The sequence below is a fragment of the Amylolactobacillus amylophilus DSM 20533 = JCM 1125 genome, assembly GCF_001936335.1.
GTDB lineage: Bacteria > Bacillota > Bacilli > Lactobacillales > Lactobacillaceae > Amylolactobacillus > Amylolactobacillus amylophilus.
Genome location: NZ_CP018888.1, coordinates 787,713 through 812,357 on the forward strand (window position 1 = coordinate 787,713; position 24,645 = coordinate 812,357).

22 protein-coding genes, 1 pseudogene and 1 other annotated feature are annotated in these 24,645 nt (G+C 46.5%); of the genes and pseudogenes, 15 read left to right on the forward strand and 8 right to left on the reverse strand.

Annotation, left to right across the window (positions count from 1 at the left end):
* Positions 1 to 129 precede the first annotated feature (129 nt).
* Together LA20533_RS04255 and LA20533_RS04260 are read left to right on the forward strand one after the other, a co-directional pair.
* Positions 130 to 1,527, forward strand: a complete 1,398-nt coding sequence (locus LA20533_RS04255) for a cation:dicarboxylate symporter family transporter (RefSeq protein ID WP_056945739.1) — start codon at positions 130 to 132, stop codon at positions 1,525 to 1,527.
* Positions 1,528 to 1,617: 90 nt separating this feature from the next.
* A complete protein-coding gene (locus LA20533_RS04260; RefSeq protein ID WP_054746065.1) occupies positions 1,618 to 2,289 on the forward strand; it encodes a 2,3-bisphosphoglycerate-dependent phosphoglycerate mutase in 672 nt (223 codons plus the stop codon).
* Positions 2,290 to 2,343: 54 nt separating this feature from the next.
* Here LA20533_RS04260 and LA20533_RS04265 read toward each other — a convergent pair whose 3' ends face one another.
* Together LA20533_RS04265 and LA20533_RS04270 are read right to left on the reverse strand one after the other, a co-directional pair.
* The gene (locus tag LA20533_RS04265) at positions 2,344 to 4,671 is read right to left on the reverse strand and encodes an ABC transporter ATP-binding protein/permease (RefSeq protein ID WP_056945740.1); all 2,328 of its coding nucleotides are present in this window, start codon (positions 4,669 to 4,671) and stop codon (positions 2,344 to 2,346) included.
* A gap of 109 nt (positions 4,672 to 4,780) precedes the next feature.
* Positions 4,781 to 5,884: a YdcF family protein gene (locus LA20533_RS04270; protein WP_082611520.1), complete on the reverse strand. Its 1,104-nt coding sequence runs from the start codon at positions 5,882 to 5,884 to the stop codon at positions 4,781 to 4,783.
* Between the two features lie 98 nt (positions 5,885 to 5,982).
* On the opposite strand from LA20533_RS04270, the gene LA20533_RS04275 reads away from it, so the two are divergent.
* Positions 5,983 to 6,642 (forward strand): CPBP family intramembrane glutamic endopeptidase, encoded by a 660-nt coding sequence (locus LA20533_RS04275; RefSeq protein ID WP_056945741.1) that lies wholly within the window; start codon positions 5,983 to 5,985, stop codon positions 6,640 to 6,642.
* 29 nt (positions 6,643 to 6,671) lie between these two features.
* Positions 6,672 to 7,430 (forward strand): hypothetical protein, encoded by a 759-nt coding sequence (locus LA20533_RS08705; RefSeq protein WP_075362798.1) that lies wholly within the window; start codon positions 6,672 to 6,674, stop codon positions 7,428 to 7,430.
* 47 nt (positions 7,431 to 7,477) lie between these two features.
* On the opposite strand, the gene LA20533_RS04285 is transcribed toward LA20533_RS08705, so the two are convergent.
* From LA20533_RS04285 to cbpB, 3 genes are all read right to left on the reverse strand, one after another.
* Positions 7,478 to 8,626, reverse strand: a complete 1,149-nt coding sequence (locus LA20533_RS04285; protein WP_056945742.1) for a cation:proton antiporter — start codon at positions 8,624 to 8,626, stop codon at positions 7,478 to 7,480.
* 50 nt (positions 8,627 to 8,676) lie between these two features.
* Positions 8,677 to 8,729, reverse strand: a sequence feature (sodium ion sensor (DUF1646 type); this cis-regulatory element may regulate processes involved in with the transportation of sodium ions).
* A gap of 56 nt (positions 8,730 to 8,785) precedes the next feature.
* Positions 8,786 to 10,636: a heavy metal translocating P-type ATPase gene (locus LA20533_RS04290; RefSeq protein WP_054746061.1), complete on the reverse strand. Its 1,851-nt coding sequence runs from the start codon at positions 10,634 to 10,636 to the stop codon at positions 8,786 to 8,788.
* Between the two features lie 146 nt (positions 10,637 to 10,782).
* On the reverse strand, positions 10,783 to 11,304 hold the full coding sequence (cbpB, locus tag LA20533_RS04295) for a cyclic-di-AMP-binding protein CbpB (protein ID WP_056945743.1): 522 nt from the start codon (positions 11,302 to 11,304) through the stop codon (positions 10,783 to 10,785).
* A 264-nt stretch (positions 11,305 to 11,568) separates the two neighbouring features.
* On the opposite strand from cbpB, the gene LA20533_RS04300 reads away from it, so the two are divergent.
* From LA20533_RS04300 to LA20533_RS04315, 4 genes are all read left to right on the forward strand, one after another.
* Positions 11,569 to 12,270 (forward strand): alpha/beta fold hydrolase, encoded by a 702-nt coding sequence (locus tag LA20533_RS04300; protein ID WP_056945744.1) that lies wholly within the window; start codon positions 11,569 to 11,571, stop codon positions 12,268 to 12,270.
* Between the two features lie 230 nt (positions 12,271 to 12,500).
* Positions 12,501 to 14,291: a pyruvate oxidase gene (gene spxB, locus LA20533_RS04305; RefSeq protein WP_054746097.1), complete on the forward strand. Its 1,791-nt coding sequence runs from the start codon at positions 12,501 to 12,503 to the stop codon at positions 14,289 to 14,291.
* Positions 14,292 to 14,696: 405 nt separating this feature from the next.
* Positions 14,697 to 15,053, forward strand: coding sequence for a hypothetical protein (locus LA20533_RS04310; RefSeq protein ID WP_054746059.1), 357 nt, complete (start codon positions 14,697 to 14,699; stop codon positions 15,051 to 15,053).
* Positions 15,050 to 15,931: a DUF4097 family beta strand repeat-containing protein gene (locus LA20533_RS04315; RefSeq protein ID WP_054746058.1), complete on the forward strand. Its 882-nt coding sequence runs from the start codon at positions 15,050 to 15,052 to the stop codon at positions 15,929 to 15,931. Before LA20533_RS04310 ends, LA20533_RS04315 begins: the two co-directional genes overlap by 4 nt.
* Positions 15,932 to 16,036: 105 nt before the next feature.
* On the opposite strand, the pseudogene LA20533_RS04320 reads toward LA20533_RS04315, so the two are convergent.
* Positions 16,037 to 16,357 (reverse strand): annotated as a pseudogene (locus LA20533_RS04320) (DMT family transporter).
* 922 nt (positions 16,358 to 17,279) lie between these two features.
* Between LA20533_RS04320 and LA20533_RS04325 the strand changes: the two are divergent.
* The 7 genes from LA20533_RS04325 to LA20533_RS04355 all read left to right on the forward strand — a co-directional run bounded on the left by LA20533_RS04325 (position 17,280) and on the right by LA20533_RS04355 (position 22,645).
* Positions 17,280 to 17,729, forward strand: a complete 450-nt coding sequence (locus tag LA20533_RS04325; protein WP_141322570.1) for an ABC transporter substrate-binding protein — start codon at positions 17,280 to 17,282, stop codon at positions 17,727 to 17,729.
* A gap of 9 nt (positions 17,730 to 17,738) precedes the next feature.
* The gene (locus LA20533_RS04330; protein WP_075362799.1) at positions 17,739 to 18,320 is read left to right on the forward strand and encodes a UbiA prenyltransferase family protein; all 582 of its coding nucleotides are present in this window, start codon (positions 17,739 to 17,741) and stop codon (positions 18,318 to 18,320) included.
* 130 nt (positions 18,321 to 18,450) lie between these two features.
* Positions 18,451 to 19,380: an ABC transporter ATP-binding protein gene (locus LA20533_RS04335; protein ID WP_056945745.1), complete on the forward strand. Its 930-nt coding sequence runs from the start codon at positions 18,451 to 18,453 to the stop codon at positions 19,378 to 19,380.
* The gene (locus LA20533_RS04340; protein ID WP_056945746.1) at positions 19,380 to 20,195 is read left to right on the forward strand and encodes an ABC transporter permease; all 816 of its coding nucleotides are present in this window, start codon (positions 19,380 to 19,382) and stop codon (positions 20,193 to 20,195) included. The genes LA20533_RS04335 and LA20533_RS04340 overlap by 1 nt, the downstream gene beginning before the upstream one ends.
* A 112-nt stretch (positions 20,196 to 20,307) precedes the next feature.
* Positions 20,308 to 21,063: a MerR family transcriptional regulator gene (locus LA20533_RS04345; RefSeq protein WP_056945747.1), complete on the forward strand. Its 756-nt coding sequence runs from the start codon at positions 20,308 to 20,310 to the stop codon at positions 21,061 to 21,063.
* A gap of 142 nt (positions 21,064 to 21,205) precedes the next feature.
* Complete coding sequence (locus tag LA20533_RS04350; RefSeq protein WP_056945748.1) at positions 21,206 to 22,342, forward strand: YncE family protein; 1,137 nt, start codon at positions 21,206 to 21,208, stop codon at positions 22,340 to 22,342.
* 9 nt (positions 22,343 to 22,351) lie between these two features.
* On the forward strand, positions 22,352 to 22,645 hold the full coding sequence (locus tag LA20533_RS04355) for a hypothetical protein (protein ID WP_056945749.1): 294 nt from the start codon (positions 22,352 to 22,354) through the stop codon (positions 22,643 to 22,645).
* Positions 22,646 to 22,700: 55 nt separating this feature from the next.
* Here LA20533_RS04355 and LA20533_RS04360 read toward each other — a convergent pair whose 3' ends face one another.
* Together LA20533_RS04360 and LA20533_RS04365 are read right to left on the reverse strand one after the other, a co-directional pair.
* Positions 22,701 to 23,444, reverse strand: coding sequence for a polysaccharide deacetylase family protein (locus LA20533_RS04360; RefSeq protein ID WP_056945750.1), 744 nt, complete (start codon positions 23,442 to 23,444; stop codon positions 22,701 to 22,703).
* 18 nt (positions 23,445 to 23,462) lie between these two features.
* Positions 23,463 to 24,605 (reverse strand): ArgE/DapE family deacylase, encoded by a 1,143-nt coding sequence (locus LA20533_RS04365; RefSeq protein ID WP_075362800.1) that lies wholly within the window; start codon positions 24,603 to 24,605, stop codon positions 23,463 to 23,465.
* Positions 24,606 to 24,645: the final 40 nt, after the last annotated feature.

Below are 24,645 nucleotides of genomic sequence, written 5' to 3' on the forward strand. Positions count from 1 at the left end.
GTATGCTCAATAATTGGCTTTCTCTTTAGTTTAAAGGGAATAAGCCCACAACTTGTCTTTGTAGTTTTTGCCGTCGTTGATTAGTGTTTCTAGTCGACGACTATTTTTTTACAAAATTTAGGAGAATTCATGGAAAATATAATTGTTATTGGAATTTTATTAGTTGTCTTTGCAGCCTTATTCTGCCTGCAAAGAATGCAGAGTCATAAAGTTAATTTTAACAAATTAATTCTTATCGGCTTGTTTGGGGGAATTATGGTTGGTGTATTGATCCAGGCCCTCTTTGGTGTCAAAAGTTATGTGACTACGACCGCAGTTGATTGGATCAACATAGTTGGTACGGGCTACGTCTCGTTACTGAAAATGCTCGTAATCCCCTTGATCAGTGTTTCCCTGATTAGTGCGTTCACGCGGTTAGAAGTGACCACAAAGCTGAGAAGAATCGCGTCCAACGTGTTAGGTATTCTCTTTAGTACCACAGCGGTGGCGGCTTTGTTTGGTGTCCTATCGGTCTTTTTGTTTAAGTTACAAACAGGAACGTTTCTTAAAGGCTTAACGGCGGATAAATCTGCGCTTGCCGGACTGAGATCCAGCCAGGCAACGGTAGCAGATCAGACTCTGCCGCAGCAACTTGTCAGTTTCCTGCCCAATAATATATTTGCCGACTTTGCTGGCACTAGGCCAACAAGCACGATTGCCGTTGTGATTTTCTCAATCATGGTGGGACTGGTCTTCCTACGGATGAAGAAAAAAAAGGTCGAGTTGGCTGCCCGGTTCACGCGGTTAATCGAGCTCTTGAGTGAGCTAGTGATGCGCATTTTGAAAATGGTCTTGAGGCTGACGCCATATGGTGTCTTTGCCCTGATGATTAAAGCGACCGCCACTGCCAGTGCGCAGGACCTGCTGAAGCTCGGGGTTTTCATCATTGCAGCCTACTTTGCCTTGATACTGGTGTTGCTCATGCACACAGCAATCTTGCTGGTGCACGGTATTAATCCCGTAACGTATTTCAAAAAAGCTTGGCCTGCACTTGCTTTTGCATTTACATCTCGCAGTAGCGCAGGGACGCTACCATTAAACATCGAGGTTCAAACTAAATCACTTGGGGTGGCAAGCTCAGTTGCTAATTTTGCCGGCAGCTTTGGTTTAACCATGGGGCAAAATGGCTGTGCCGGTGTCTATCCGGCGATGGTTGCGACGCTGATTGCAGCAACGAATGGTGTCAACGTATTCTCTGCGCAGTTTATTATCACATTATTGTTGATTGTGACTGTCTCCTCATTTGGTGTCGCTGGTGTTGGTGGCGGTGCAATCTTCAGTTCGCTCATTGTCCTTGGTGCCCTGAACTTACCTATTACATTGATGGGTGTGATTATTGCAATTGACCCGATCATTGACATGATGAGAACCGCAGTAAACGTGAACGACAGTATCCTTGCTGGGATTATCACGGCAAAGAAGACCGACTTGTGGGATAAAGAAGTCTTTACTGATCAGAGCGATACAATTAACGTTACTGAGAATTAATTAACCGAAACTGTACTTTTTCTTGAGTACAGTTTTTATTATGGTCTTTTGCTATAATTAAAGATATTCAAATGGATGAGAGATGATATTGTGCCGAAATTAGTGATTGTGCGCCACGGAGAAAGCCTGGCTAACGCCAGTAATACATTTACTGGGTGGAATGATGTTGACCTGAGTGAGAAAGGGATCACGCAGGCAGAGCATGCGGGTAATCTCTTAAGACAGCTTGATTTCAGCCCGACAATGGTACACACTTCGGTGTTGAAGCGAGCTATCAAAACGGCGAATATCATCATGGACATCAATGACTGGCTCTATTTACCTATCCAGAAAACTTGGCGGTTGAACGAGCGTCACTACGGCGCACTGCGCGGAATCAATAAGGACAAGGCACGGGCAGATTTCGGTGCGGAACAGGTTCAGCGCTGGCGGCGCGATTTCAATGAAGTGCCGCCGTTACTGCAAAAGGCCGACGTGGAGCGGCGTTATGATCTGTTGGACCAGAGTATTATGCCGCGAGGTGAGAGTCTAGCCATGTCCTATCGGCGAATTTTACCTTATTATGCGGACCAGATAGCGCCCCACCTCAGACGTGGGGAAGACCAGTTGATTGTCGCGCACGGTAGTTCACTGCGTTTAATCGTGAAGTACTTGGAGCGCGTCTCCGATCAGGGTTCTAGTGAAATTGAGATTCAAAACGCCGAACCTCTTGTGTACGAGCTCACACCAGAATTAACTATCAAACATAAAATTATTTTGTAAGCAAAAAGGTCTTCAGCCATAGCGACTGAAGACCTTAATTTTATTTAGAAATAATTATTCTGAGCGGAGCGCAATTGCGGCATCCTTCTTCGAGGCCATTCTTGCCGGTAAATGGCCACCAATGATTGTGAGTACGGTGCTGACAATCACCAGAACCACGGCATGAACGGGGTTCAACTGAGCCACGTTATCTAGTTCTGTTAGTGAGTAAAGCAGACTGTTGATTGGAAGAGTCAGAAGATAGGCAATGATGATTCCGAGGATTCCGGATCCAACACCGAGAATGGTTGTTTCGGCATCGAAGACCCGAGTGATATCCTTTTTACGGGCACCTAAAGCCTTTAATACACCAATTTCCTTGGTCCGTTCTAGGACGCTGGTGTAGGTTAAAATACCAATCATAATCATGCTGGTAACGAGCGAGATAGCGGCGAAAGCTACCAATACATAAGTGATTGCGTCGAGTAAGCCGCCTGTAAGTTGGGTAACGGTACCAGAAAGATCAGAATAAATAATTTTGTCAGCCTTTGATTTGCCCTTATTGTATGCATCCAGGTAGTCGAGGACTTCTTCCTTATCCTCGAAACTGTTGGGATAAATCATGATGCTTGCTGGTAGGGAGCTACCACCGAGCATGGCAACAAAGCCATCTTTCTCTGTGCTGGTAAGGGTTTCACCCGTCATCACGTTCTTGTCCGACGCCTTCTGGGTGGTAACAATCTTAGAGTCTTTGTTGGCCTTGATAATTTCTTGACTCAATTTGTCACTATAGGCAATACCTGGCGCGAGGAGCCCCATGTTAGAGCTTTCCTTTGCCCGCAAAACACCAACCACCTTGATGGTCATCGTAGCATCATTGTACATTTGATCATAGTCGGTCTTTGGCATGAAGCCGCCGGTTGGCAACTGTTGGTAATAACTATCATTATTCACGACTTTGACGGTGGTCCCGACTACCTTGTCGAAATCCACCTTTGCTCCGTCTCGATAGTTGAAGCCCAGATTCTTCAGCGCGTTAATGTTTGTGGAGTTATCGTGGTCTAGGATTAGGACAACCTCGTTGGCTGATTTGGGATACGTCCCGGCGAGAGCTGCGTAGTTATCCTGTAAGAAATTCGTATTTTCATCAGAGAGCTGGGTAGGAAAGACGGAAACGCCGACACCGGTCATTGAGGACATCTGACTAGCATAATCAGTATAATTCTGTGCGGCATTTGAGAACTTAACCGGTTGCACCTTGCCTGAAACATCACGCAAGAGGTTCATGCCGGTCATGCGAGTGTAACCAATGTTATTGCTGTACTTAGGATTGATTTTGTTAACATAATCAACGAAATCCTGGTTGATTTTATTGATGTGAACGGCCTTCTCCATCGCATCTTGCTTGGCGATCAGGTAACCTTTATTTTTCACGTTTTTTGTGCTTGGTTGCCTAGTTTCCACGTTACTCTGGTCTGTTGCTTGTTGAGAGATGGTCACCGGAAACTTAGCCAGGGTCTCGGTTTGGGTCGAGTCGATTTGTTTTTGGAAACCGTTAGAGAGTGATAGCACTATTGCAATACCGATAATCCCAATACTCGAGGCAAAGGCTGTTAGAAAAGTCCGCCCTTTTTTCGTCATGATGTTAGTGAACGAGAGCTTGAGGGCGTTCATGAAGGTCATCTTGGTGTGATTGAGGTTAAACAAATCCCCTTTAGGGTGCTCCTGGTGCGGGTTTGAGTCACTCTTGATTTGGCCATCTTCGAACCGAACGAGTCGATCGGCATATTCTTCAGCGAGCTCAGGGTTGTGTGTGACCATGATGACGAGCTTTTCTTTCGCAAGATCTTGAATTAAATCCATGATTTGAACGGAGGTTTCAGTATCTAGCGCTCCCGTGGGCTCATCACAGAGTAAGATGTCCGGGTCGTTTGCAATTGCCCGCGCAATTGCTACACGTTGCATCTGACCACCAGAAAGTTGGTTGGGTTTCTTATTCATGTGGTCGCCAAGCCCGACTTTTTGGAGAGCGTCAACAGCTTTTTGGTGGCGTTCTTCTTTAGATACGCCACTCAGGGTCATGCCGAGTTCGACATTTGCGATGATCCCGAGGTGTCCAATGAGGTTGTAGTTCTGAAAGATAAAGCCAATGGAGTTATTCCTGTAGGCGTCCCAGTCGGTATCTTTGAAATTCTTGGTCGATTTACCATTAATGATCATGTCCCCGGTATCGTACCGGTCAAGGCCACCAATCACGTTTAGCATAGTAGTTTTACCAGAGCCACTTGGACCAAGAATAGCAACGAACTCCTTCTCACGGAAAGAGATAGAGACGTCGTCCAGGGCTTTAGTTGTTGAGTCTCCAACTCGATAATATTTCTTCAGGTGCTTTAGTTCGAGCATTGTTCTCTCCTTTGAGATGCAAATTTATCATGATAACTATCATAGCAGTATTTTGATTTTTGGTTAAGGTAAGAGTGTTATTTAAGAAAAAAGCAATAATTTTAGCTGGTTAAATCACGAAGAAGCTCATTATGCTCATGAAGACAGCCAATAGTAATAGCAAACCAATGACGATGCCGTGCCGTTTCTTGTGGAGCATCATCACTGCGGCAAATTCGCGCAGCGTGGCATTTGGAAGAAAGTAGAAGCGGGTCTTAGCGCCAATTCCGTTAGCTCTCAGACCGGCCCGCTTAGCAACTAAACCTGCGCGGAAAGTGTGGTAATTATTTGTGACAAAAGCAATAGAGGGCCTTTGGTCAGCGGCGTCTTCAATAGCGATTTGCTTCGAAAACTGCATATTCTGGAATGTGTTCTTGCTTTGATCCTCGATAATGATAGCCGAGGGTTCGACACCCTGCATAATGGCGTAATTAGCCATTGCGCGGGCCTCCGGGATTAGTTCGTCGGGCCCTTGACCACCGGACATAATTAGCTTAGGAGCCTTGCGACCCTTTTTAACCTGCTTATTTCGGTATTTTAAGGCACGATTAATTCTGTTTGCTAGAAGCGGCGTTACAGTTTGACCTTCAATTAATCCTGCGCCAAGCACAATGAGATAATCCTGGCGGTAGCGTTTTGGAAAGAATTGGTAGAGAAGTAGATTAACGAGGTAATTAAATAGGGTAAAGCCCAAGTAAAGCGCGATGAGCGGTGTAACCGAAAGTAACGCGGCCAACCATTCTGGAAAGCCGTTATTGAGGTTGAAAATACTAATCACCCAGCCGATGAGCAATAAAAGTCCCAATAATAACGTGAGCGAATTCTGGAGCCCATGGCTCTCGCGTTTCCAGACAATGTAGGCATTCCAGAGGAGGAATATCCACGAGAGGGCTAGGGCGAAGAAGATGATGAAGACTAGTGCGATAAATGTGAAGCCTGCAGTAGTGATGAGTGCTTGATTCTTGGTGGCAAAGATGAGGACTGCCAACCATAATAAGAAAATCAGAAAGAAAATAGTGAACAAACTTCCATTTACTAACCTACGGGGTTCGCGCAGCCATGTGATGAGAAATACGCCGAAGCTGACAAGCATGAGAGTGGTGACTAATAGCAGCGCGTTTTCGTAGATTTGGTTAAGAAGGACGTTGTAATTGAAGTCCTGTAAATTGAACATGGTTACCCCTCTGCCGAAAAGAATTGTGTGGTGAATGTTTCGTTATTACCATTATTTTATGCGTGTTATACTTAGCATATCAAAAAAGGAGACTCATAATGAAAAAATTTCTGGAAATAATTGCAAATACAGGAATTATCTTGCTTGCCTTTGGCTTGTATTCACTACTCCAAATGCTCTATCTCCTAAGTGATGACGTTAAATCTGGTGCATATTGGGGTGAGGTCATCTTAATCGTGTTACTGACTGTTGCCTTAATCGCCGTCATGTGGGCCGTGTATCGCGCCCAGTTGAAACGGGCTAATCCGCAAGGCTTCGACCAAAAACCACACTTCAAATGGCGTCGTATTTTCGTTACATTATTAGGCATTGTAATGATGCTTGTCATCCAGATGATCTTTGTTAGCTCATTTGGGGGCCAACAACCGGAGAACCAGGCCGAATTGAATCAGCTCGCTACGAATCAGAATACCCTATTTAAGGTACTGATTGCTTTCGTTGCCCCGGTGATTGAAGAAATTATTTTTCGTGGCTACTTAGTTAACACCTTCTTCAAGGCCAATACGGTCTTGAGCAAGATTGCGGCAATCATCGTTGGTGGATTAGTCTTTGGCTTGTTGCACGAGCCGCGGTTGAGTGCATATCTCCTAATTTATTGGGGCATGGGTATCGTGCTCATGAGCGTCTATATCTTCACCAAAGATTTACGGTATGGGATGGCTGTACATATCTTCAACAATGCGTTATCCGTGATTTAAGTAATTAACTAGTTAAAGGAGTTAAGCAGATGCAACTACAAGTAACCATCGAGGACAATCTGACGACGATTGTAAATGATGTTCTAGGCAAAATAGTAATCCAAACTGAGGATAAGGCGCCCGAGTTGGCGGACGCTCCGGTAGTTATTTCCTTTCTCAATGGCAAGGTGACCGCAATTGGCACCAGGGGTGTTAAGGGTGCTGACCTGATTGTCAGGTTTTACCCAAAAGAGCTGGAGCCGGTCCATGTCCGTGAACAATTGACTCGTCTGCTGGACGAAAAGGGCGTTAAGACAGCAAGCATCAATGCCGAGCGAATCAAAATTCCGACAAATTTGGCTGAAAACGTGAAAGTGGTAGTGGCGCAATTCGTTTTGGTTCTAACCCACTTTGGGCTCCATTTCATTCCGGTGAAGAAGAAACCGCTGAAGGCACAGCATCGCTGGAATAAAGCGGTAAGTGAAATTCCGTTTTATGTTGATGATTTCGGTAGTCGTGCTACCATTGTGTGGCGAAAAAGAAATGAGATGGTCATCAAGAAGGGCGCTACGATGCTGGCTAAGGCCCCATTGAATAAGGATGGTAGTATTGGGCTGAACCAACGAATGGGCGAGAAGCTCCGTGATGAGCAGCGGGATAAGTTTATGAATTTGGTAACCACCGAAGACATCATCCTGAAGAGCGTGAACGAGGTGAGCCTCTTTTTATACTTTGCCGGGACCAACAGCTGGCTCGTGTTGAAAGATCAAAATGGAAAGACGATTGATGAATACACGGTCGTTAAATAGAATAACAAAAAAACGAGGATGAACCCCCCTCGTTTTTTTGTTGGCTATTACGCCTCTTTTTTGATGAAATAATTCATGATAAACGGAGAAAGCAGCGTGGTTAAGATAATAACGATAATCACGCTCGAGTAGACAGATTGCGGAAAGAGGTGAGCACCAATCCCGATTTGAGCGATGATTAAAGCCATTTCGCCACGAGAAATCATCCCACTACCAACAACGTTTGCGTCACGCTTCGAGAATTTAAACAGTTGAGCACCGATTGTGCCACCATAGAACTTTGTTAATAATGCAAGTACGCTCAGGAGAACAATCAGCCAGATATTCTTGCCGATACCTGTGAAGGTCATCGACAGGCCAATTGACGTGAAGAAGACGGGGATGAAAACGGAGTAGCCAATCGCACTAACGGCATTTTGAACCTCCTTGAATTGTGGAGTCTGCCGGATAGCCAGACCACCGAAGAAGGCACCCACGACGGCGCTGAGGCCGACTAAATCTGCGGCGAATGCCATGCCAAATGCGAGGATGAGGGATGCAATCACCACAGAAAAGTCCAGTTCGAGGCGCTCTGCCCACCGCATCACGTATGGCGCGACAAACTTGAAGATGAACCAGACAACAATGAAGTAGGTGATTTCGAGGATTGTATTGAAAAGTAGGCTGTCTGTTGGCCCTGAGCTGCCCTCGTGGGAGAATGTCGTGAAGAGACTGAGAACGATGACCGCGAGAATATCGTCGACGACGGCAGCACCTAAAATGGTGGTTCCGGACTTACTACTCATCTCGTCGAAGTCTTTCAATACCTCAACTGAGATGGAAACGCTGGTCGCGGCGAAGACAATCCCGATGAACAGACTTTCTAGGAGGTTCATGCCGAAGAGGGAGGTTGCGATACCGATGAATACGACTGGGAAAAGCACGCCAAGTAGGGCAACGGTCATGCTCGGCTTAAAGAACTTTTTCAGTAGGCCAAGGTCGCTTTCGATTCCCGCGAGGAACATGAGTAGGATGACTCCTAATTCGGCGAACAAGTCAATGGTCTCCCCGGGTTTGATGAAACCGAGTAAGGCTGGTCCTAAGATAATACCCGCCAACAATTGACCGATCACGGCCGGTAGGTTCAGGCGGACGAAGATTTGGCCTAAGAGACTGGTGGTGAGCAAGATGACGATTAAGCTGCCGATAAATTCCATGTAAATACTACCCCTTTGTTTAATTAAGACAAAAAAATACCTTCAAGATAACCTACCCACCCAGGTAAGTCGGATTCTTGAAGGCAGTTTAATTACCCCAACCGTTTGATTTCTAATGGAAATAATTATACCAAAAAATTGGGCAAATGAACAATTTTGTTAACTGAGGGCGTGCTTCGTTAGCTGCTCACTTTGCTCACGAATGATGCGATCTTTCTTGGGCTCGATTTTGGCCAAGAGGGCTAACAAAATCGTTGTTGTGTCCACGACTTCTTGAAGAATAGCTCCAAATAGGGCGGGAATGAAGCCGAATGCGGCAATTAGCATCAAGACTACTAGGATAACAATTCCAGTCAGCACATCGTTTCTGGCAATTTTCATTGTACGTTTTGAGATATCCACGGCGCGGTTAACGCGCGAGAGGTCGTCAACCAATATGACTGCGTCGGCACTCTCACTCGCAGCAGTTGCGCCAGTTGCACCCATTGCGATTCCGACATCGGCGGCTGAAAGACTTGGTGCATCGTTAACGCCGTCCCCGACCATTACAACTGGATGCAAGTCTTTGGCGACACCTTTAATATACTGAATTTTCTGTTCCGGTAGGCAATCGAATTTCACATCGTCGACGCCAACCCGATCTGCAACGGCACGGGCAACCTTTTCGTGGTCACCAGTGAGCATCATGATATGATTAATTCCTTGTTCGCGGAGGCGAGTAACGGTTTGTGCCGACTCTTCACGGATTGTATCTTCGAAGGTGATTGAACCTGCATAGTGGCCATTAATCGAAACGAAAACTCCGGTTTTATCGAGTTTAAACGGTGGAACGCTGGGATCAACGAAGTTTAGCTTACCTACTTTAATTAACTTACCTTGAACCTGCGCCTCAATTCCTTCACCTGTAACCTCTCTTAGGTCAGACATCTCTATTAACTCACTGTGTTCTGTCCCGGCGACAAGTGAACGGGCGATGATGTGGCCCGACTCCTGCTCTGCGCTAGCGGCCAGTAGCTGAAGTTCGTGCTTGTCTACCCCTTCAACTGGCGTAATGGTGCTGATTTGCAGTTGGTTGCGCGTTAACGTGCCCGTTTTGTCAAAAGCAAAGGTTTTGGCGAGCGCCAGCTTCTCAAGTGCGGTACCCGATTTGACGACGATGTTGTTCTTGCTCATCCGACTCATGCCGGCAACGAGAGCTACGGGTGCGGCGAGGATTAATGGACAAGGCGAAGCGACGACGAGGACCTCGGCAAAACGTACCGGATCACCAGAGATAATCCAGGCGGTACCTGCGATAATCAGTGAAATAATGGTAAATGGAACTGCATAACGGTCAGCCATCCGCACGAACTTAGCTGGCTGGGCCTCAGAGGTTTGGACGAGGTGTACAATCGCCTGATACTGGCTATCTGCCGCGACCTTTTGAACGCGCATGGTAATTGAGGCGTTGCCGTTGATGGAACCGGACATTAATTGGTCGTCAACTGTCTTCTCTACTGGGACGGACTCGCCGGTTAAGGTTGATTCGTCAAAGCTCGACGAACCCTCTAGGATGACGCCGTCAACAGGAACAACTCCACCAGGCTTGACCACCACTTGGTCATTGATCGCTAAATCATCGACTTTGACATCAACCAAAGTACCGTTTGCTGCTACTTTATGGGCAATTTGAGGGGAGTTTTCTAGCAGAGTTTTCAACTCCTTCCCCGCTTGTGATGCAGCGTAATCTTCCAGCGAGTCACCGCCCGTGAGCATTACGAGAATCATCCAACTTGCCCAGTATTGGCCAACAAGCATTGTAGCCACAATCGCCATAATGGCTAGTGCGTCCACGCCATACCGTCCGGAGCGGATGGTCTGCACCATCTCGATAATCATGGAAACAGCCATGATGGAACCGGCGACGGTAATGAGTACTTGGGCCGCGAGCGGCAGGTGGAAAATGAATTGAAGAACTAATGAAATCAACCCAACGGCGAGGGTGATATACAACTTCCATTGATGTTTCATAACAATTACATTCCTTTCTTTATGCTCACATTGTAACATGGAAACGTTTTAAAGTTAAACAATAATCGTTACATTTAATTACAAAAGCATGCCTTAATCTGCATGATATAAGGCGTTATCTTTAATAAAAATAATGTATAACGGTTCTAAATTACCGAGATATTTTGCTTCTGGGAATGAGTTGCTTGGTGTTCTAAGGTAACGGTTTTTGGTGTTACAGCATAATGTTCATCGAGTTCGTGGGCGACATAATTGAACGACTTGATTAGTTCCCGCCGGGTGAGGATTCCTTGAAAGACCTGATTTTCATCCACTACCGGTAAGAAGGCATTATCAACTAGAAGGTGCAGCTCGTGTTCCAGTGTTTCAGTCACCAGGATTTTGTCGAACTCAGTTTGCATGACATCGCGCACGGTCATAGTGTTGAGCACGTCTGTATCAACTTTTTGCGTCGTTAACATCGGATCAGTAATCATTGCGAGACTCAGTAGTCCAACTATTCTTGAATCGGAGTCAAGTACCGGAATCTTAGCGTAACGCACTTTCGTTAGGATTAAAAAAGCGTGCATTAGCGGATTATCATCTTGGACAATCGCTATTTTGCATGCCGGAATGATGAAATCACCTGCTTTTTCTTTGATTAGTTGTTCAACTTCTGGGGAAAACATGGATATCTTCCTTTCTCTACTACTCACTAATTTCAGTATACCTAGTAAGAGACGAAAGGCAAAATTAACCGCGGTTATTTAAACTAAATTAATTAGTTTACTGTACTGATTGTGAATAAAAATACTGGTCGAATAAGCGCCAGAATACCTCCAGGCAGCCCAACATCGTACAATAGGAACAGAAAGAAGGGATCGGCCCATGACCAAAAAACGCATAGCCGATGGCCGCGAGTGGTCGGTTGGACCGCTGGTGTCCTCAGCGCCATGGCAATCGGCAGCACCGTGTGGTGGCAAAGCCAGCTCAACGCCATTCGCCACCTGACCGTCCGGCAAACAGATATCGCCACGGTATTCATTCCCGGTTATGACAGCAACTCTTGGACATTTTCGCCCATGATTCAGCGCTTCGCCCGCTACGGCATCGCCACTGATGCCATGACCATCAACTTCAGCATGAATGGCCACCTGGCCATTACCCGCCGGGCGGCCCTGAACCAGCGCAATCTGCTGATCAATATCATTTTTGCGGATGCCCGCAATCCAGAGAAACAGACGACCCAATTGCACCGCATCATGACCAAACTCTACACCGATTACGGGGTGCACCAAATCAACTTAGTTGGCCACTCCATGGGCGGTTTTCTAGCCACCCGTTACATTACCCAGCCGACCACCGCCCAGCAGCCGGCGGTGGTCCGCTTTGTGAACATTGCCTCCGGCGGCGCCCGGGCTGATAGCAATCTGGCCGATTTTCCCAAGAACATTGCCATGTTGGCCATCGGCGGCAATATTTGGGGCACCCGCAGTGACTGGCAGGTACCGCTGGCTTTCGTCCAGCATTTTGCCAAGACCGTTCCCCAGACCAAGCTGATCACGATCACCGGTTCCCCGCTCACCGCCTACCACAGTGCCCTGCACCAGAATCCCCAGGTGGATCGGGATATCGCCCAATTTCTGTTCCACTGATACAGATTTCGATTTAAGTAACTACAGTTGTCAGTCAAAACTCTTGTAATCGGTTACACGATATGATAGATTGTAAGCAATGAGATTGTAAGCAATCGATTCCCATCCTGGGGTGGGATAAGTCAAACCATTAAAGGAGTTAATCTATTATGCAAAACACAGTTTCGAACCCTGTACCAGAAAAGAACCAAACCGGCGCCGGCGTGGGTACCGTCCCGGCGTCTGTGGCCATGCTCAAAGTGATCGAAGCTTGGGGTGTCGACCACATGTACGGTTATCCGGGCGGCTCGTTTAACTCAACCATGAACGCCCTGGATATCGAAAAGGAACGGATGCGCTACATCCAGATCCGCCATGAGCAGGTCGGCGCGCTGGCCGCTGCGGCGGACGCCAAACTCACTGGTAAGATTGGGGTTACCTTCGGCTCCGCCGGCCCAGGGGCCACGAACCTGCTGACGGGACTGTATGATGCACGAGAAGACCATGCGCCGGTTTTGGCTCTGATTGGTCAAGTCCCCCACACCAACATGAACTACAACTACTTCCAGGAATTCGACGAGAATCCAATGTTTGCCGACGTAGCCGCCTATGCCCGCTTAGTCATGACACCGGAAAGCCTGCCCTACATCGTGGACAAGGCAATTCGGGAAGCCTACAAACACCGAGGTGTGGCCGTTGTGGTCATTCCCAACGACTTCGGCTACGTGCAAATTCCGGACGAGCTCTACAGTTCAGTGTCGCCCACTGACCAGAAGGATCGCCCGCTGCCCCAACCCACCGATTTAGAAGTGGATGCCGTATTAGAAATGGTCAAAGCCGCAAAACGGCCGGTCTTCCACGTGGGCCGCGGCATTCGGGACAATGGTGCCAAGCTGGTTGAATTGTCGAAGAAATTACAGATTCCCATCACCGTGACTGGACAGGCCAAGGGCTTGATTCCGGACGATTACGAAGGCAATCTGGGCATGTTAAACCGGGCCTCCTCCAAGGCCGCCGACGAGATCTTCGCCGTGTCTGACCTGGTCATTGCCATTGGCGCCGACTTCCCCTTTGCCAACGCCATCTATCGCACCCACCCGTTCAAATTTGTCCAAGTTGACGTGGATGAAGCCCAATTCGGCCGCCACCACTACTTGGATAAGGGCGTTTGGTCGGATGCCGGGGACTTTGTCGACAAGATGCTGGTCCGCAGCACCGACGCCGAACCCTCATCCTTCTTCCAGGCCGCAGTCGCGGATATGCAAAACTGGCAGGCCTACTTGGATCACTTGCTGGATCGAGAAACCAGTCCGCTGGAATTCGAGCAGATCTACCGGGAGATCAACAAAATTGCTAACGACGATGCTATCTACTCCATTGATGTCGGCGACAACATCATCAACAGCTTCCGCTATCTGAAACTCACCCCGAAGAATAAGTGGGTTATTTCCGCCCTCTTTGCCTCCATGGGCTCCGGTGTCCCTGGAGCCTTGGCTGCGCAATTGAGCTTCCCCGACCGCCAAGTCTTCCACATTGCCGGCGACGGTGCCTTCTCCATGGTCATGCAGGATTTGATCACCGAAAAGAAATACGACCTGCCGATCATCAACATCATTACTTCCAACGCCAGCCTGAACTTCATCAAGTCCGAACAGGACGACATTCCGATGAACCACAGCGGTATCTTCATCGAAGACCAAGACTTCGCGATGATTGCTCGGGGCATGGGCGTAGAAGCCGTGACCGTACGTGCATCCAGCGATCTGCCTGCCGCCTTCGCCAAGGCCCTGGAAGTCACCCAGGCCGGCCGGCCGTTCCTAATCGACGCCAAGATCACCGACAAGCGCGGCATTCCAGTAGAAGAACTGGAATTAAAGCAGCAAGACGGTACCTGGGTCGAGACGGTTAACCCGTCCTACAATGCCAACCGCGCCCTGACCCATATCAGCAGCGTCCAAGAATTCTTCGCCGAGTACGACGGCGGTGAATTGAAGAGTTTACCAGAGATTTTTGCAGAACATAATGTACCGACTGACAAGTAATTTGTTTCAGTAATAAATAAGCCCGGCACAACAACAGATAATCGTTGTTGCGCCGGGCTTTTATGTATCAACAGAGTCCTCAGCGAGCATCTCGCCGGTCCGCCACCTTAACTTCGTCATCACCCACGATCCCGATATCGCCGCGCAAGCCGACCTGGTGATGACCATCACCGAGGGCCGGCTCACGGGAGGTGGCGATGATGGGCATCATTAACCGGATCACCAAACGGACCTTACAGGGAGAAATGGGCCGGACGCTGCTGACGATTTTTTCCATGGGGATTGCGGCAACGCTGGTGATTGCGACGCTGGTGGGGTTTACCAGCAGTCAGAATAGTTTGTATCAAAAACAGTTGAAAGACACCGGCGGTATGCAATTTGTGATTCGTAACGTGCCCCGGGAGAATGCAGCAAAACTCCGGCGCAATACCGCTAGCCATTGGCTTAACTATTGGAATTATCGGATTGATTATTGGCTTAATCGCGATCTTTGGCAGTATTATCATCACAATCATCGCTGTTTTTCTTAGCCTAATTTTAGTTGGGGTACTCGCCACGTATACAGGATTGGGGCTACTTGCGGGCAGCTGGGCTGTCGGATTGACGTACCTCGGTGGTGGTGTTTTGGCAATCGGATTAGTATTGTTGTTGATTCCGGTCCTGAAGTGGTTATTGGTCGGAATTTCCCATGTTGTTGCCCAAATTTTCAGGTGGTTCTACCGTAAAACACTGGGAAGACATAGTGCGGAGGTACAAGGATGAAAATATTAGCGAAAATTGGTGCGGCCTTTTTAACGATTGGCCTGGTAATGGGTGTGATTGGCTCACTTAATAGCGTCCTGAAACCTACAGAAATTGTTGCGGGGCGTCCGAGAATAATTCGAAATCACGACAAAGTTTATCAACTTGACGAATTTCGTAGCATCAACATAGACACAAAGAACTTAGATGTAGACATTGTGGATGGATCTCGCTACGAGGTGAAGGTGATCAGTAACCGGACTAATTCTGGCGTTAATGTAACGGAGAAGAATGGCGAGCTGACAGTACAACAAACTAGTCGTCATGACTTTGGTAACTTCGGGTTCGCCTTGGCTGCTCACCGTGAGAGTAAAATAGTGATCACGGTACCAACGGTAGATAAGGAACTGACAGAGATTAACTATCAGTCAAATAATGCAGACCTCTTCCTTGATGGATTAAAGGTGCGTCAGATTGACTTTGCTGCAGCGAACAGTGATCTCGACCTGCTGGATACAGAGGTTAGTGGTTCTGTTAAAGTTCAGATGAACAATGGTGATTTGGATGTACAGAATTCGCGGTTGAATGCAGCTACTTTAGCACTCAGAAATGGTTCGTTGAAATTGGTTGATGGCGAGGTACATAACTTGGGTGCTGAGTTAAACAATGGTGACTTCGAGGCCCATGCAACTAAGTTTACTGGCAAGAACAAAATCAGTAATCAAAATGGTGACAACGAACTTTCTGGAGCGGATAAGACCTTAGGATATCGCTTACGTAATAAATACGGTGACAACATGCTTTTTGGTGCTGAAAGTGGCCAAATAATGTCACATAAATGGACGGGTGAGAACCAAATTGAATTGGTAACGTATAATGGCGATAATACGGTAGAGTAAGGTCATCATGATAATGTGGTTAGTCGTATTTTTGTGTGTAGCTATCACTTTGGAATGTCTTAATAATAGTGTAAAGGACCGATGGGTTTACGTTGAGCCCCTTTTTTAATGGCCACTGGTCACCTTGATGCCGATAATTCCGACAAGTAAAATCAAAACGAAGAACCACGTGCTTAGGGACAATTGGTCTTTGAATAATAGACTACCAACAATGACTGAGCCTACTGCATCAACGCCGGTCCAGATAGGATAAGCGAGTCCGAGTGGTAGAGTTCTGGTTGCTCGAATTAGGAAAAAGAAGCTTAGGGCCATTCCAGCTAACGTCAAGAATTAATAGAGCGGCTTAGTAAATCCGGTGCTGAGTTTCATTGTTGTTGCCCAATCCACTTCGAACAGACCTGCAGTAATTAGTTGAATCCATGCCATTGATAGTTCCTCCTATGATAAAAAAGACGACCACTACTCCTCTCATTCAGCCTAATGAGGAGTGATGCTCGTCTACGCCCGGCGACGTTATCAATATAACGGGAATTCTAACAAAGAAATAATTAGTGGTCAACTAGATATTAGTACAAATTTCTTCTAGTTCAAAAATGGAATCACTCGTCAATTGCGTATTTATTGTTATGAGTGTGACATGACCACCACCTCCAAATAGTCACTTCGACAGCATAAAGGAGGTGTTGCCTATGCTCGGAATGGGAAGGAAAATTGGTATCACTTGAACTTTATTCAGGTGTTAAAAGATCTACTCGTAATGATCAACGTTGCTAAAGCAATTGTTTGGTTCTACGAGAAAATCAAAAAAAACACTAATCATTTAGATTAGTGTCACAAGAATTTCCACGAAAGCACTCTACGTCAGCGGTTACCATCCGCTGGCGTTTTTTCGTCTACCTGTAGTGTAACATGAAATTGCGTAATAACAAGTCGAGAAAATCAATTATATATGCCAACTTTTGGCAAAAAAAAAACCACGGCCGGGAATGTGCCGTGAGTCTCGTTATATGGCTGGCTATCAGTCAGCTCAAATGTTCAATCTACTTGGAGGAGTAAGAATGAATGAAAACAAAAGTTGGGTCTTAATTTGTTTGTTTAATAGCTTCAAGGGGGGTGACCTTTTGGCTACACTTATAATATAACTTTTAATTGTGAACAAAGTGTGACGAAAGATTTCTAAAACTGTTAAGAGTGGTAAAGAAAGTCTTAAGTGCGCTTAAAATATCGCATTAGCAGTCACTTTTAGTGAATGGCCGTTATTTAACGCTAATTATCGAAATCCAAATTTTGTAATGTAAGCGTTTGTGCCAAACTGAGCATAACAAGAAAATTTAGGGGGAATAATTTCGTGAATCTAAATAAAATAATGTTGGGAACCTTGCTATCGCTGTCTTTGGTTGGGCTCTTTTCGGCTTGTGCGCCACAAGAGAAAAAGTCAACAAGCGCAACAAATGACAAGGAGAAAACTACCAAAGTTGTGAAAATGACGCTCGGAGCAATGGCTGCGCCAGATTCTGCACCACTTTTTGTTGCACAGGAGCAAGGATTCTTCAGGGACGAGGGTATCGATGCAAACATCGAACTGTTTAGGGATGCAATTAAACAGGATGCCACAATGGTACCTGAACCATTCCTAACAATGGCTCGTGGCCAAGGACTGCATGTCTTCGGGGTCAGCAATCCAGATGACTTCAGGGTGGCAGCGATGGCCTTTGATAAGGAAATCTCGCAGAACAAACAATTAATGAGTAAGTTTTATCGCGCATATAACCGTGCTGTCACGCTCTTGTACTGTTAGTTGTAGGGTTTGTTCTGCTTTGCTGTGGGTATTTTCTACACATTTGGTCCGTTGCCCCTGTCCCGCCTGCCACTGGGTGAGCTCTTCTCGGGTGTGACCATGGGTTTATTAATTCCCGTGTTGGCTGTGCTGGTTAACGTAACGCCGGAGGAGCTGATTGGCCTGAACTTTAGCCCAACTTTTGTTACCGTGCAGTTTAATTGGCATAATCTCCTGGCCTTATTGCTACTCTGTGTCTTACCGACGGCCGTGATTGCCGGTGTGGAGTTGGCGAATAACTTGGCAGATTATGACGAGAATTTAGTGAACGAACGTAAGACGATTGCAATGTATATTTCACGTAAAACAGGCTTAAACTGGTATCAGTTGCTGGTTTATGTGGGCTATGCTGCAACGACCGTTGCTGTTTTTATTCGAGTTTTGCCGTGGCCAGCGTTAATCATCTGGTTAACGCTACCGTATGTCGTTAAATTAACGAAAATTTTTCTAGTAAAGCAGCATAAACAACAGACCTTCCATACCTCGCTAATAGTGGCTGGAGTGGAAATGATGGCAGTTGTGGCAGGACTAGCAATAGGCTTAGTGATTTAATTAGCCGGTAGTTTATAATCTGTGTACTCGCACCTAACATAATTGACACATTGGGTGTTTACGGTATTCAAGTAAAGTAAAAAAGTATAGAATAACGCCATAGGGTACGACTAAAAGGAGGATTTTTTTCATGAATGAAAGTGGTTATGCCGTCGAAGTTAAACACCTCGATAAGGTCATTAAGCACCGTCAAATCTTGAGTGACGTTAGTTTCACGTTAAAGCCCGGTAGGATCCTAGGCTTACTAGGGCCAAATGGGGCCGGCAAGACGACTACAATGCGAATCATGGTGCAGTTGATGAAGGCCACGAGCGGTGAAATTTCCATCGTTGGTCATGATGTCCAGAAGGATTTCGTTGGGGCAATGACCGAGGTCGGTACATTGATTGAGAGCCCGGACTTTTATAACTATATGAGTGGTTTCAAAAACCTGCGGCTACTAGCGGATGTAAGTCGGAAGAGTATTTCAAATGACGAGATCACTGCAGTGTTAGAGCGTGTGGGTCTTTTATCTGTGGCACGTGACAAAGTGGGCAGCTATTCGCTTGGAATGCGTCAACGACTTGGTCTGGCGCAGGCAATTCTGCACAAGCCAAGCGTCCTCATCCTAGATGAGCCGATGAATGGCTTAGATCCACAGGGGGCACGGGAAATACGTGATTTATTGCGCGAATTCAAGAATGAGGATTTCAGTGTGATTATCTCAAGTCATTTGTTGAGTGACATTCAACAGCTTGCTGATGACATCGTCTTAATGAAGGGCGGCAAGGTTGCTTACGATGGTACATTACAAGAATTGTTAGCGAAAACTCATCACGATATCGTATTGACAGTTGAAGATGCTACCGCGGCGGCAGGTGTGTTCACCGCCGAAAACATTGCCTACAAACAGAACGGCATGACATTTACGGTGGCCGTACAAGAGAATGCGGAGAATGAGCGTCTTGCTCTGGCACGCCTCCTAAACCGGGCCCAGGTGCTGGTGACGGACATTCACGTCGAGGGCGACAATCTAGAGGAATCATTCCTGACATTTATGGGAACGGAGGATCGTAAATAATGGCTAATTTATATAAAAATGAGCTCCGCAAGTTAGTTGCGAAGAAATCATCTTGGATTATGTTACTTGTCGCTCTGCTTTTCGAGACTCTAATTTTAGTTGCACAGGTCGTGACGGATAAAAGCCTTACTACCGGTAAGCTACTTATGGCCGGTGGACCATCAATCGGTGGTACATTCGTCTTGATTTTTTCAATCGTGATGACGGCAATTATCGTGACGGAGGAATTTCAACGAAACACGGTCAAGCTGCTGCTAACGCGGCCATATACACGCTCACAAGTATTGTTTGCTAAGTTTCTCTCTGCAATGACTTATCTCCTTGTATCATATTTTGCCGTCTACCTCTACGGGATTATCTTCGTGGTTATCGCCGGAGGTGGTTGGAATGACCTTGCGGATACGGTTAGAGCAGTCAATGCTTCACCGATTCAATATGCCTTCCGGGGAATGGCTGCACAATTGTTTGTGGCTATATTCTACCTGCTGGTAACGTTCTTGCTGGCGGCTGGGATGCGTTCACAGGCGCTATCAATTACGTTCTCGATTGGTTTATACTTCCTGCTGCAGAATATTGGTACGATGCTCTCACTCCTCATCGCATACACCAAGATGTTCTGGTTGAAGTGGAACCCGATGACTTTGATTCTGGTCAGTCAAGACAGTATTTTGAACATCGGTTTGACCAAAATAAATGGCTTCAACGGTCTCAACACGCCGCTTTGGGCAGCGATGTTGGCGCTGATTGCTTATATGGTAATCATCTACTTATTAGCAGACTTGATTTTCAGAAAGCGAGACATTTCATTGTCTTAGTACGATAAAATAATTGGTAAGAAAAAGAACTCAAAAAATTGAGTTCTTTTTCTTTAGCTACTTGACCTTGACGTCACGTCAATATGTAGAATGATTTTGTGAGGTGAGAGAGATGTTAACTGTATCTGAGTTGGCCAAATTAGCGGGAGTATCAACCCGAACGTTACGCTTCTACGAGCAGAAGGGTTTAATTAAATCCAGCAGATCATCAGGTAATTATCGCTTGTACGATCAAGCTAATGTGGATCGGCTGCAGCAAATTTTATTTTTCAAATACTTTGATTTCGGGTTGAGTGAGATTAGACAACTGTTAAACTTGCCGGAGGAGGAGCAACTTACGCTTTTGGCTGGGCAGAGAAATAAGATTATTATGCGTCAACAGCAGTTACAAACGATTCTGACCTCATTAGATGAGACGCTAAAGTGGCGTAAAGGAGAGATTGAGATGACAAATGAAGAGAAATTCGAGGCGCTGAAGCAGGAAAAACTGGTGGAGAATGAGGCGCGCTATGGACAGGAGATTCGGGAAAAGTACGGTGAGGAGACCGTGGCTGCCAGCAATCAGAAGTTTCAAAATTTGACTGAGGAGCAAATGAAACGGTTTGATGAGATTCAAGTAGAGATTGGTCAGAAGTTGCAGGAATATATTACGGGTGGTAAGGATAGCGAAGATTTGGCCCGGCAAATTTTCACGTTACACAAAGAGTTCTTACAAATGACGTGGCCGAGTTATTCGGCTGAGGCCCACCGCGGTTTAGGTGAGATGTACGTCGCCGATCCGCGTTTTCGTAAATATTACCAGGACGCTGCAGGAAACCTGGATGCAGCCACAACGCTGAACGAGATTATTCAAAAATATGCTAAATAACTGAGCAAGCGCAGTCTAGACTGCGCTTTTTTCATTGCAGTAATGATAAGAATTGTAGAGTTTCCTGTCAAAGAATTTCGCTTTCACGAGTAAATGTATTAAGATATACCAAGTAATCATGTTGAAGAGAGGGGGCTTTTAGTTGCGGAAACTACTCAAATATATCGCGGTGTTCGTGTTGTTCGCCCTGGTTGGGACAGTTGGGTACCACTACTACACTATTTATCAGCGCAACTTAGCGGTCCAGGCTAAGATTCAAGCGAAGCCTCCCTTGGAGCGGGTCGCTGGCACCAGTGTAAGCCCGGCGTTTCACTCTAATCTTGCTTTTACCAAAAATCTTGAGCAGAAATATCCTTTTGTAGCGAAGGCAGCCTTCAAGACGCCACAGGCGGCCAGCTGGGGTAAACAATACATCGTGCCGGGTCTTAGAACCACGCGCTCGTACGACTTCGAGCAGCAGAAGTTGACGCAGGCAACCGGGATGACGCCCCAAGGGCTCACCGTTGCCGGTGACTACCTCTTAATTAGTGCCTACGATAGCGATTATGTGCACGCATCCGTCATTTACGTGCTACGATTAAAGACCGGTGAGTTTATCAAGACTATTATTTTACCTGGTCGGCCACACGCTGGTGGGTTGGCGTACGATCCAGTAGCAAAGAACGTCTGGATCACTGGTTCAAAGGACGAGGAAGCGATGCTTGCAGCCTTTAATATTGATCGGATAGAAGACTACGATTACGCAAAGACGAAAAAGCCGATCACGTATGATGTCAACATCATGCTACCAACGCTTGCGCGTGCTTCAACTGTGACCTACTTTGACAATCAACTGTTCGTGGCCTTCTTCAACGTCTATGATAAGGGGCGAGTTGAGACCTATAATATTGCGCGTTCTGGTGCCCAGAAAGGCTCGATTACAGACGAAGAGCTCCGGGAAAAAACAGGACTAGACATGTCATTTTCCTCTGGTGCAACGACTATTACCAATCAAATTCAGGGAATTGCGGTCACGAACCAGCATATTTTCCTGACGCAGTCTTATGGTGGTGCAAACTCTAAGCTCTATATTTACCCAATCTCGGCTGCACGTAACCTCAATGAGAAGTACGCTGAGCATGTCATTGAGATGCCGCCTTATCTAGAACAGGTCTACGCCGCTGGTAACCAGCTCTTGTTCCTGTTTGAATCGGGAGCGAGGAAGTATGCACGTGATACAATTACGATCATGGATCGGGTGCTAGCACTTAACTTAAATGGTTTATTAAATACATGGTAGGAGGAAAAGATGTCAGAACAAAGTGAAAAAATTAGAAGGTTCATTCTCACAGCCGGTTTTCTAGGGGTACTGCCAACGGCAGTACAATTCCAACTTTATCGTCAAACCGGGCTGATTTTTTATCTAATACTAAGCCTGATCTCCCTGGTTCTAGCGCTACTCTTCTTGCTGCAATCGCGGGATACGAGCTGGCAGAATCGCAGTAAGGTTGTACGTTATATTGTCCTTGCTATCTTCTTCATGGGTATTGTCCCTGCGATTCCGCTCCTTTTAACGTTGAAGTACACGACGAAGGAGCAATAACTAAACAAAGCGTTGTTCAACCAACCGATTTGTTGGTGAGACAACGCTTTTATTGTTAGGCAAATAATTGTTTAAAGCCATCTAGACCAAGTGAGTCGCTGATTACTTCTCGCTTCAATAGGAGCGGATTGGTATCTGCGGTATTGAACCCGCTATCGCATGTGAATGCCAGTTTGAACCCTTGTTCAGACAGTGTTTGCGGGCTCTGGTCATCGTATAGACCAAAAGGATAGCCAAAGACATCCTTCTGGGTGACTAGCTTGTATTTATTACACTCTTTGATGTCCCGAATAAAATCTTCTTTTGCAGCCCACATAATCCGTGACTCGGATATACCGTGGCGCTGGTGGAAGTGATTCGTGTGATTCGCGAATTCGAATACATCGGTCATTTGTTTAAGTTCTGGAAAGCTCAAAGCGCGGGAGTGTGCCGCGTCATATGCATGAGGTTCTTCAAACACCCAGCCCGTAGGGATGAAGTATGTTGCCTGGATGCCCAATTGCTTTAGTAATGGGTATGCGTATTTCTTGACTGATTGGTAGCAATCATCGAAAGTTACATGAACTGATCGTGCAGGCAGTTCTGTGCCGTTAGCGTAGAAGTCTTTGATTTCATCGAGCGTGAGGAAATGGTAACCGGATTCCTGCAACCACTTCATTTGTTGCTCGAAATTCTGGACGTTGTTGTACAGTGGCATAGGTAAACGGTCGTTGTAGCCGTCATTTACGGCAATGTCTCGTTGACCCGTAGCAATTTCTTCCTCTGGTCTGATTTCGTGAAATACAATTGTTCTAAACATGGCAGCCTCCTGTTGATTTTATGCGAAATAACTAAGCGCAATCTCTTTCAGCGAGTCAATCAAGGCGAAGTAACTTTTAATGTCGGTGTATTCGTCAACTTGATGACTGGTACCGAAAGAATTATTACCAAAAATTGCGACTGGTAGGTTCTCATTCTTCATGACAAAGTCACTGGCATCTGTTCCGCCAAGTTCGACCTGTAACACTGGCTCCTTGCCAAAATACCGCGTACCCACTTCCTGTACAAATCTGAGGAATGGGTCGTTCTTTGGTGTCGCAACAGGAAGAAAGCTGTGAATGACCTCTAATTCCAGTTTAACACCATCTATCTGGTTTAACTCTGTTAATTTCGCTTGAATCAAGTCGATGACAGCATGGTTGCTAAAAGTTGGGGTTGGGCGGATGTTCCCAGCAACCTCCGCGTATTCCGGAATCGAGTTAATCTGGTCGCCGCCACTGATGATGGTTAGACTATGAGCAATTTTGCCTAGTGCGGGGTCGACAGGAACGCTTTCAAAGAGTGTTTGTTCTGCCGTGACATAGCGCGCCAGGTTGTAGATTGCATTAATTCCCTTCTCGGGTGTGGAGCTGTGCACCGTCTGGCCGTAACTTTTGACCCGATAGTTGAGCGCACCGGCGTGGGCGTACGTGATGTTACCCTCCGTTGGCTCGGTAATGATTAATCCTGTCAAATCTGCGGAGAAGCCACGTGCGGTCAAGTCCTTGGCACCATAGGCGTCATATTCTTCACCAACTGTACCCAATAGGCGGACACGACCGGCAGGAAGGGTCCCAGCATCCTGTAGCTCAATCAACGCGATGACTATTGCTGCGAGACCACCCTTCATATCGGCTGCACCACGGCCGTAGATGCGGTCTTCAATCACCGTACCGGCAAAAGGCGGGTACGTCCATTTAGACTCATCTGGTACGGTAACGGTATCGGCGTGACCGGATAAACCGAGGACACGGGGGTCGGTTCCGGCACCAAGTTCTGCGACAATGCTTTTGCGCCCCGGGCGTTCTTCGAACAATTCTGATTTAATTCCGTGCTGTGCCATCAGTTGGGCCAAATATTCTGTCACCTCGCCCTCGTTGCCATTGACGGATTTAATTGCCAGAATGTCTTGGAATATTTGGATACGTTCTGCTTTATTCATCGTGATTCCTCTCGCTTAATTAATTAACGCTTTATGCCTA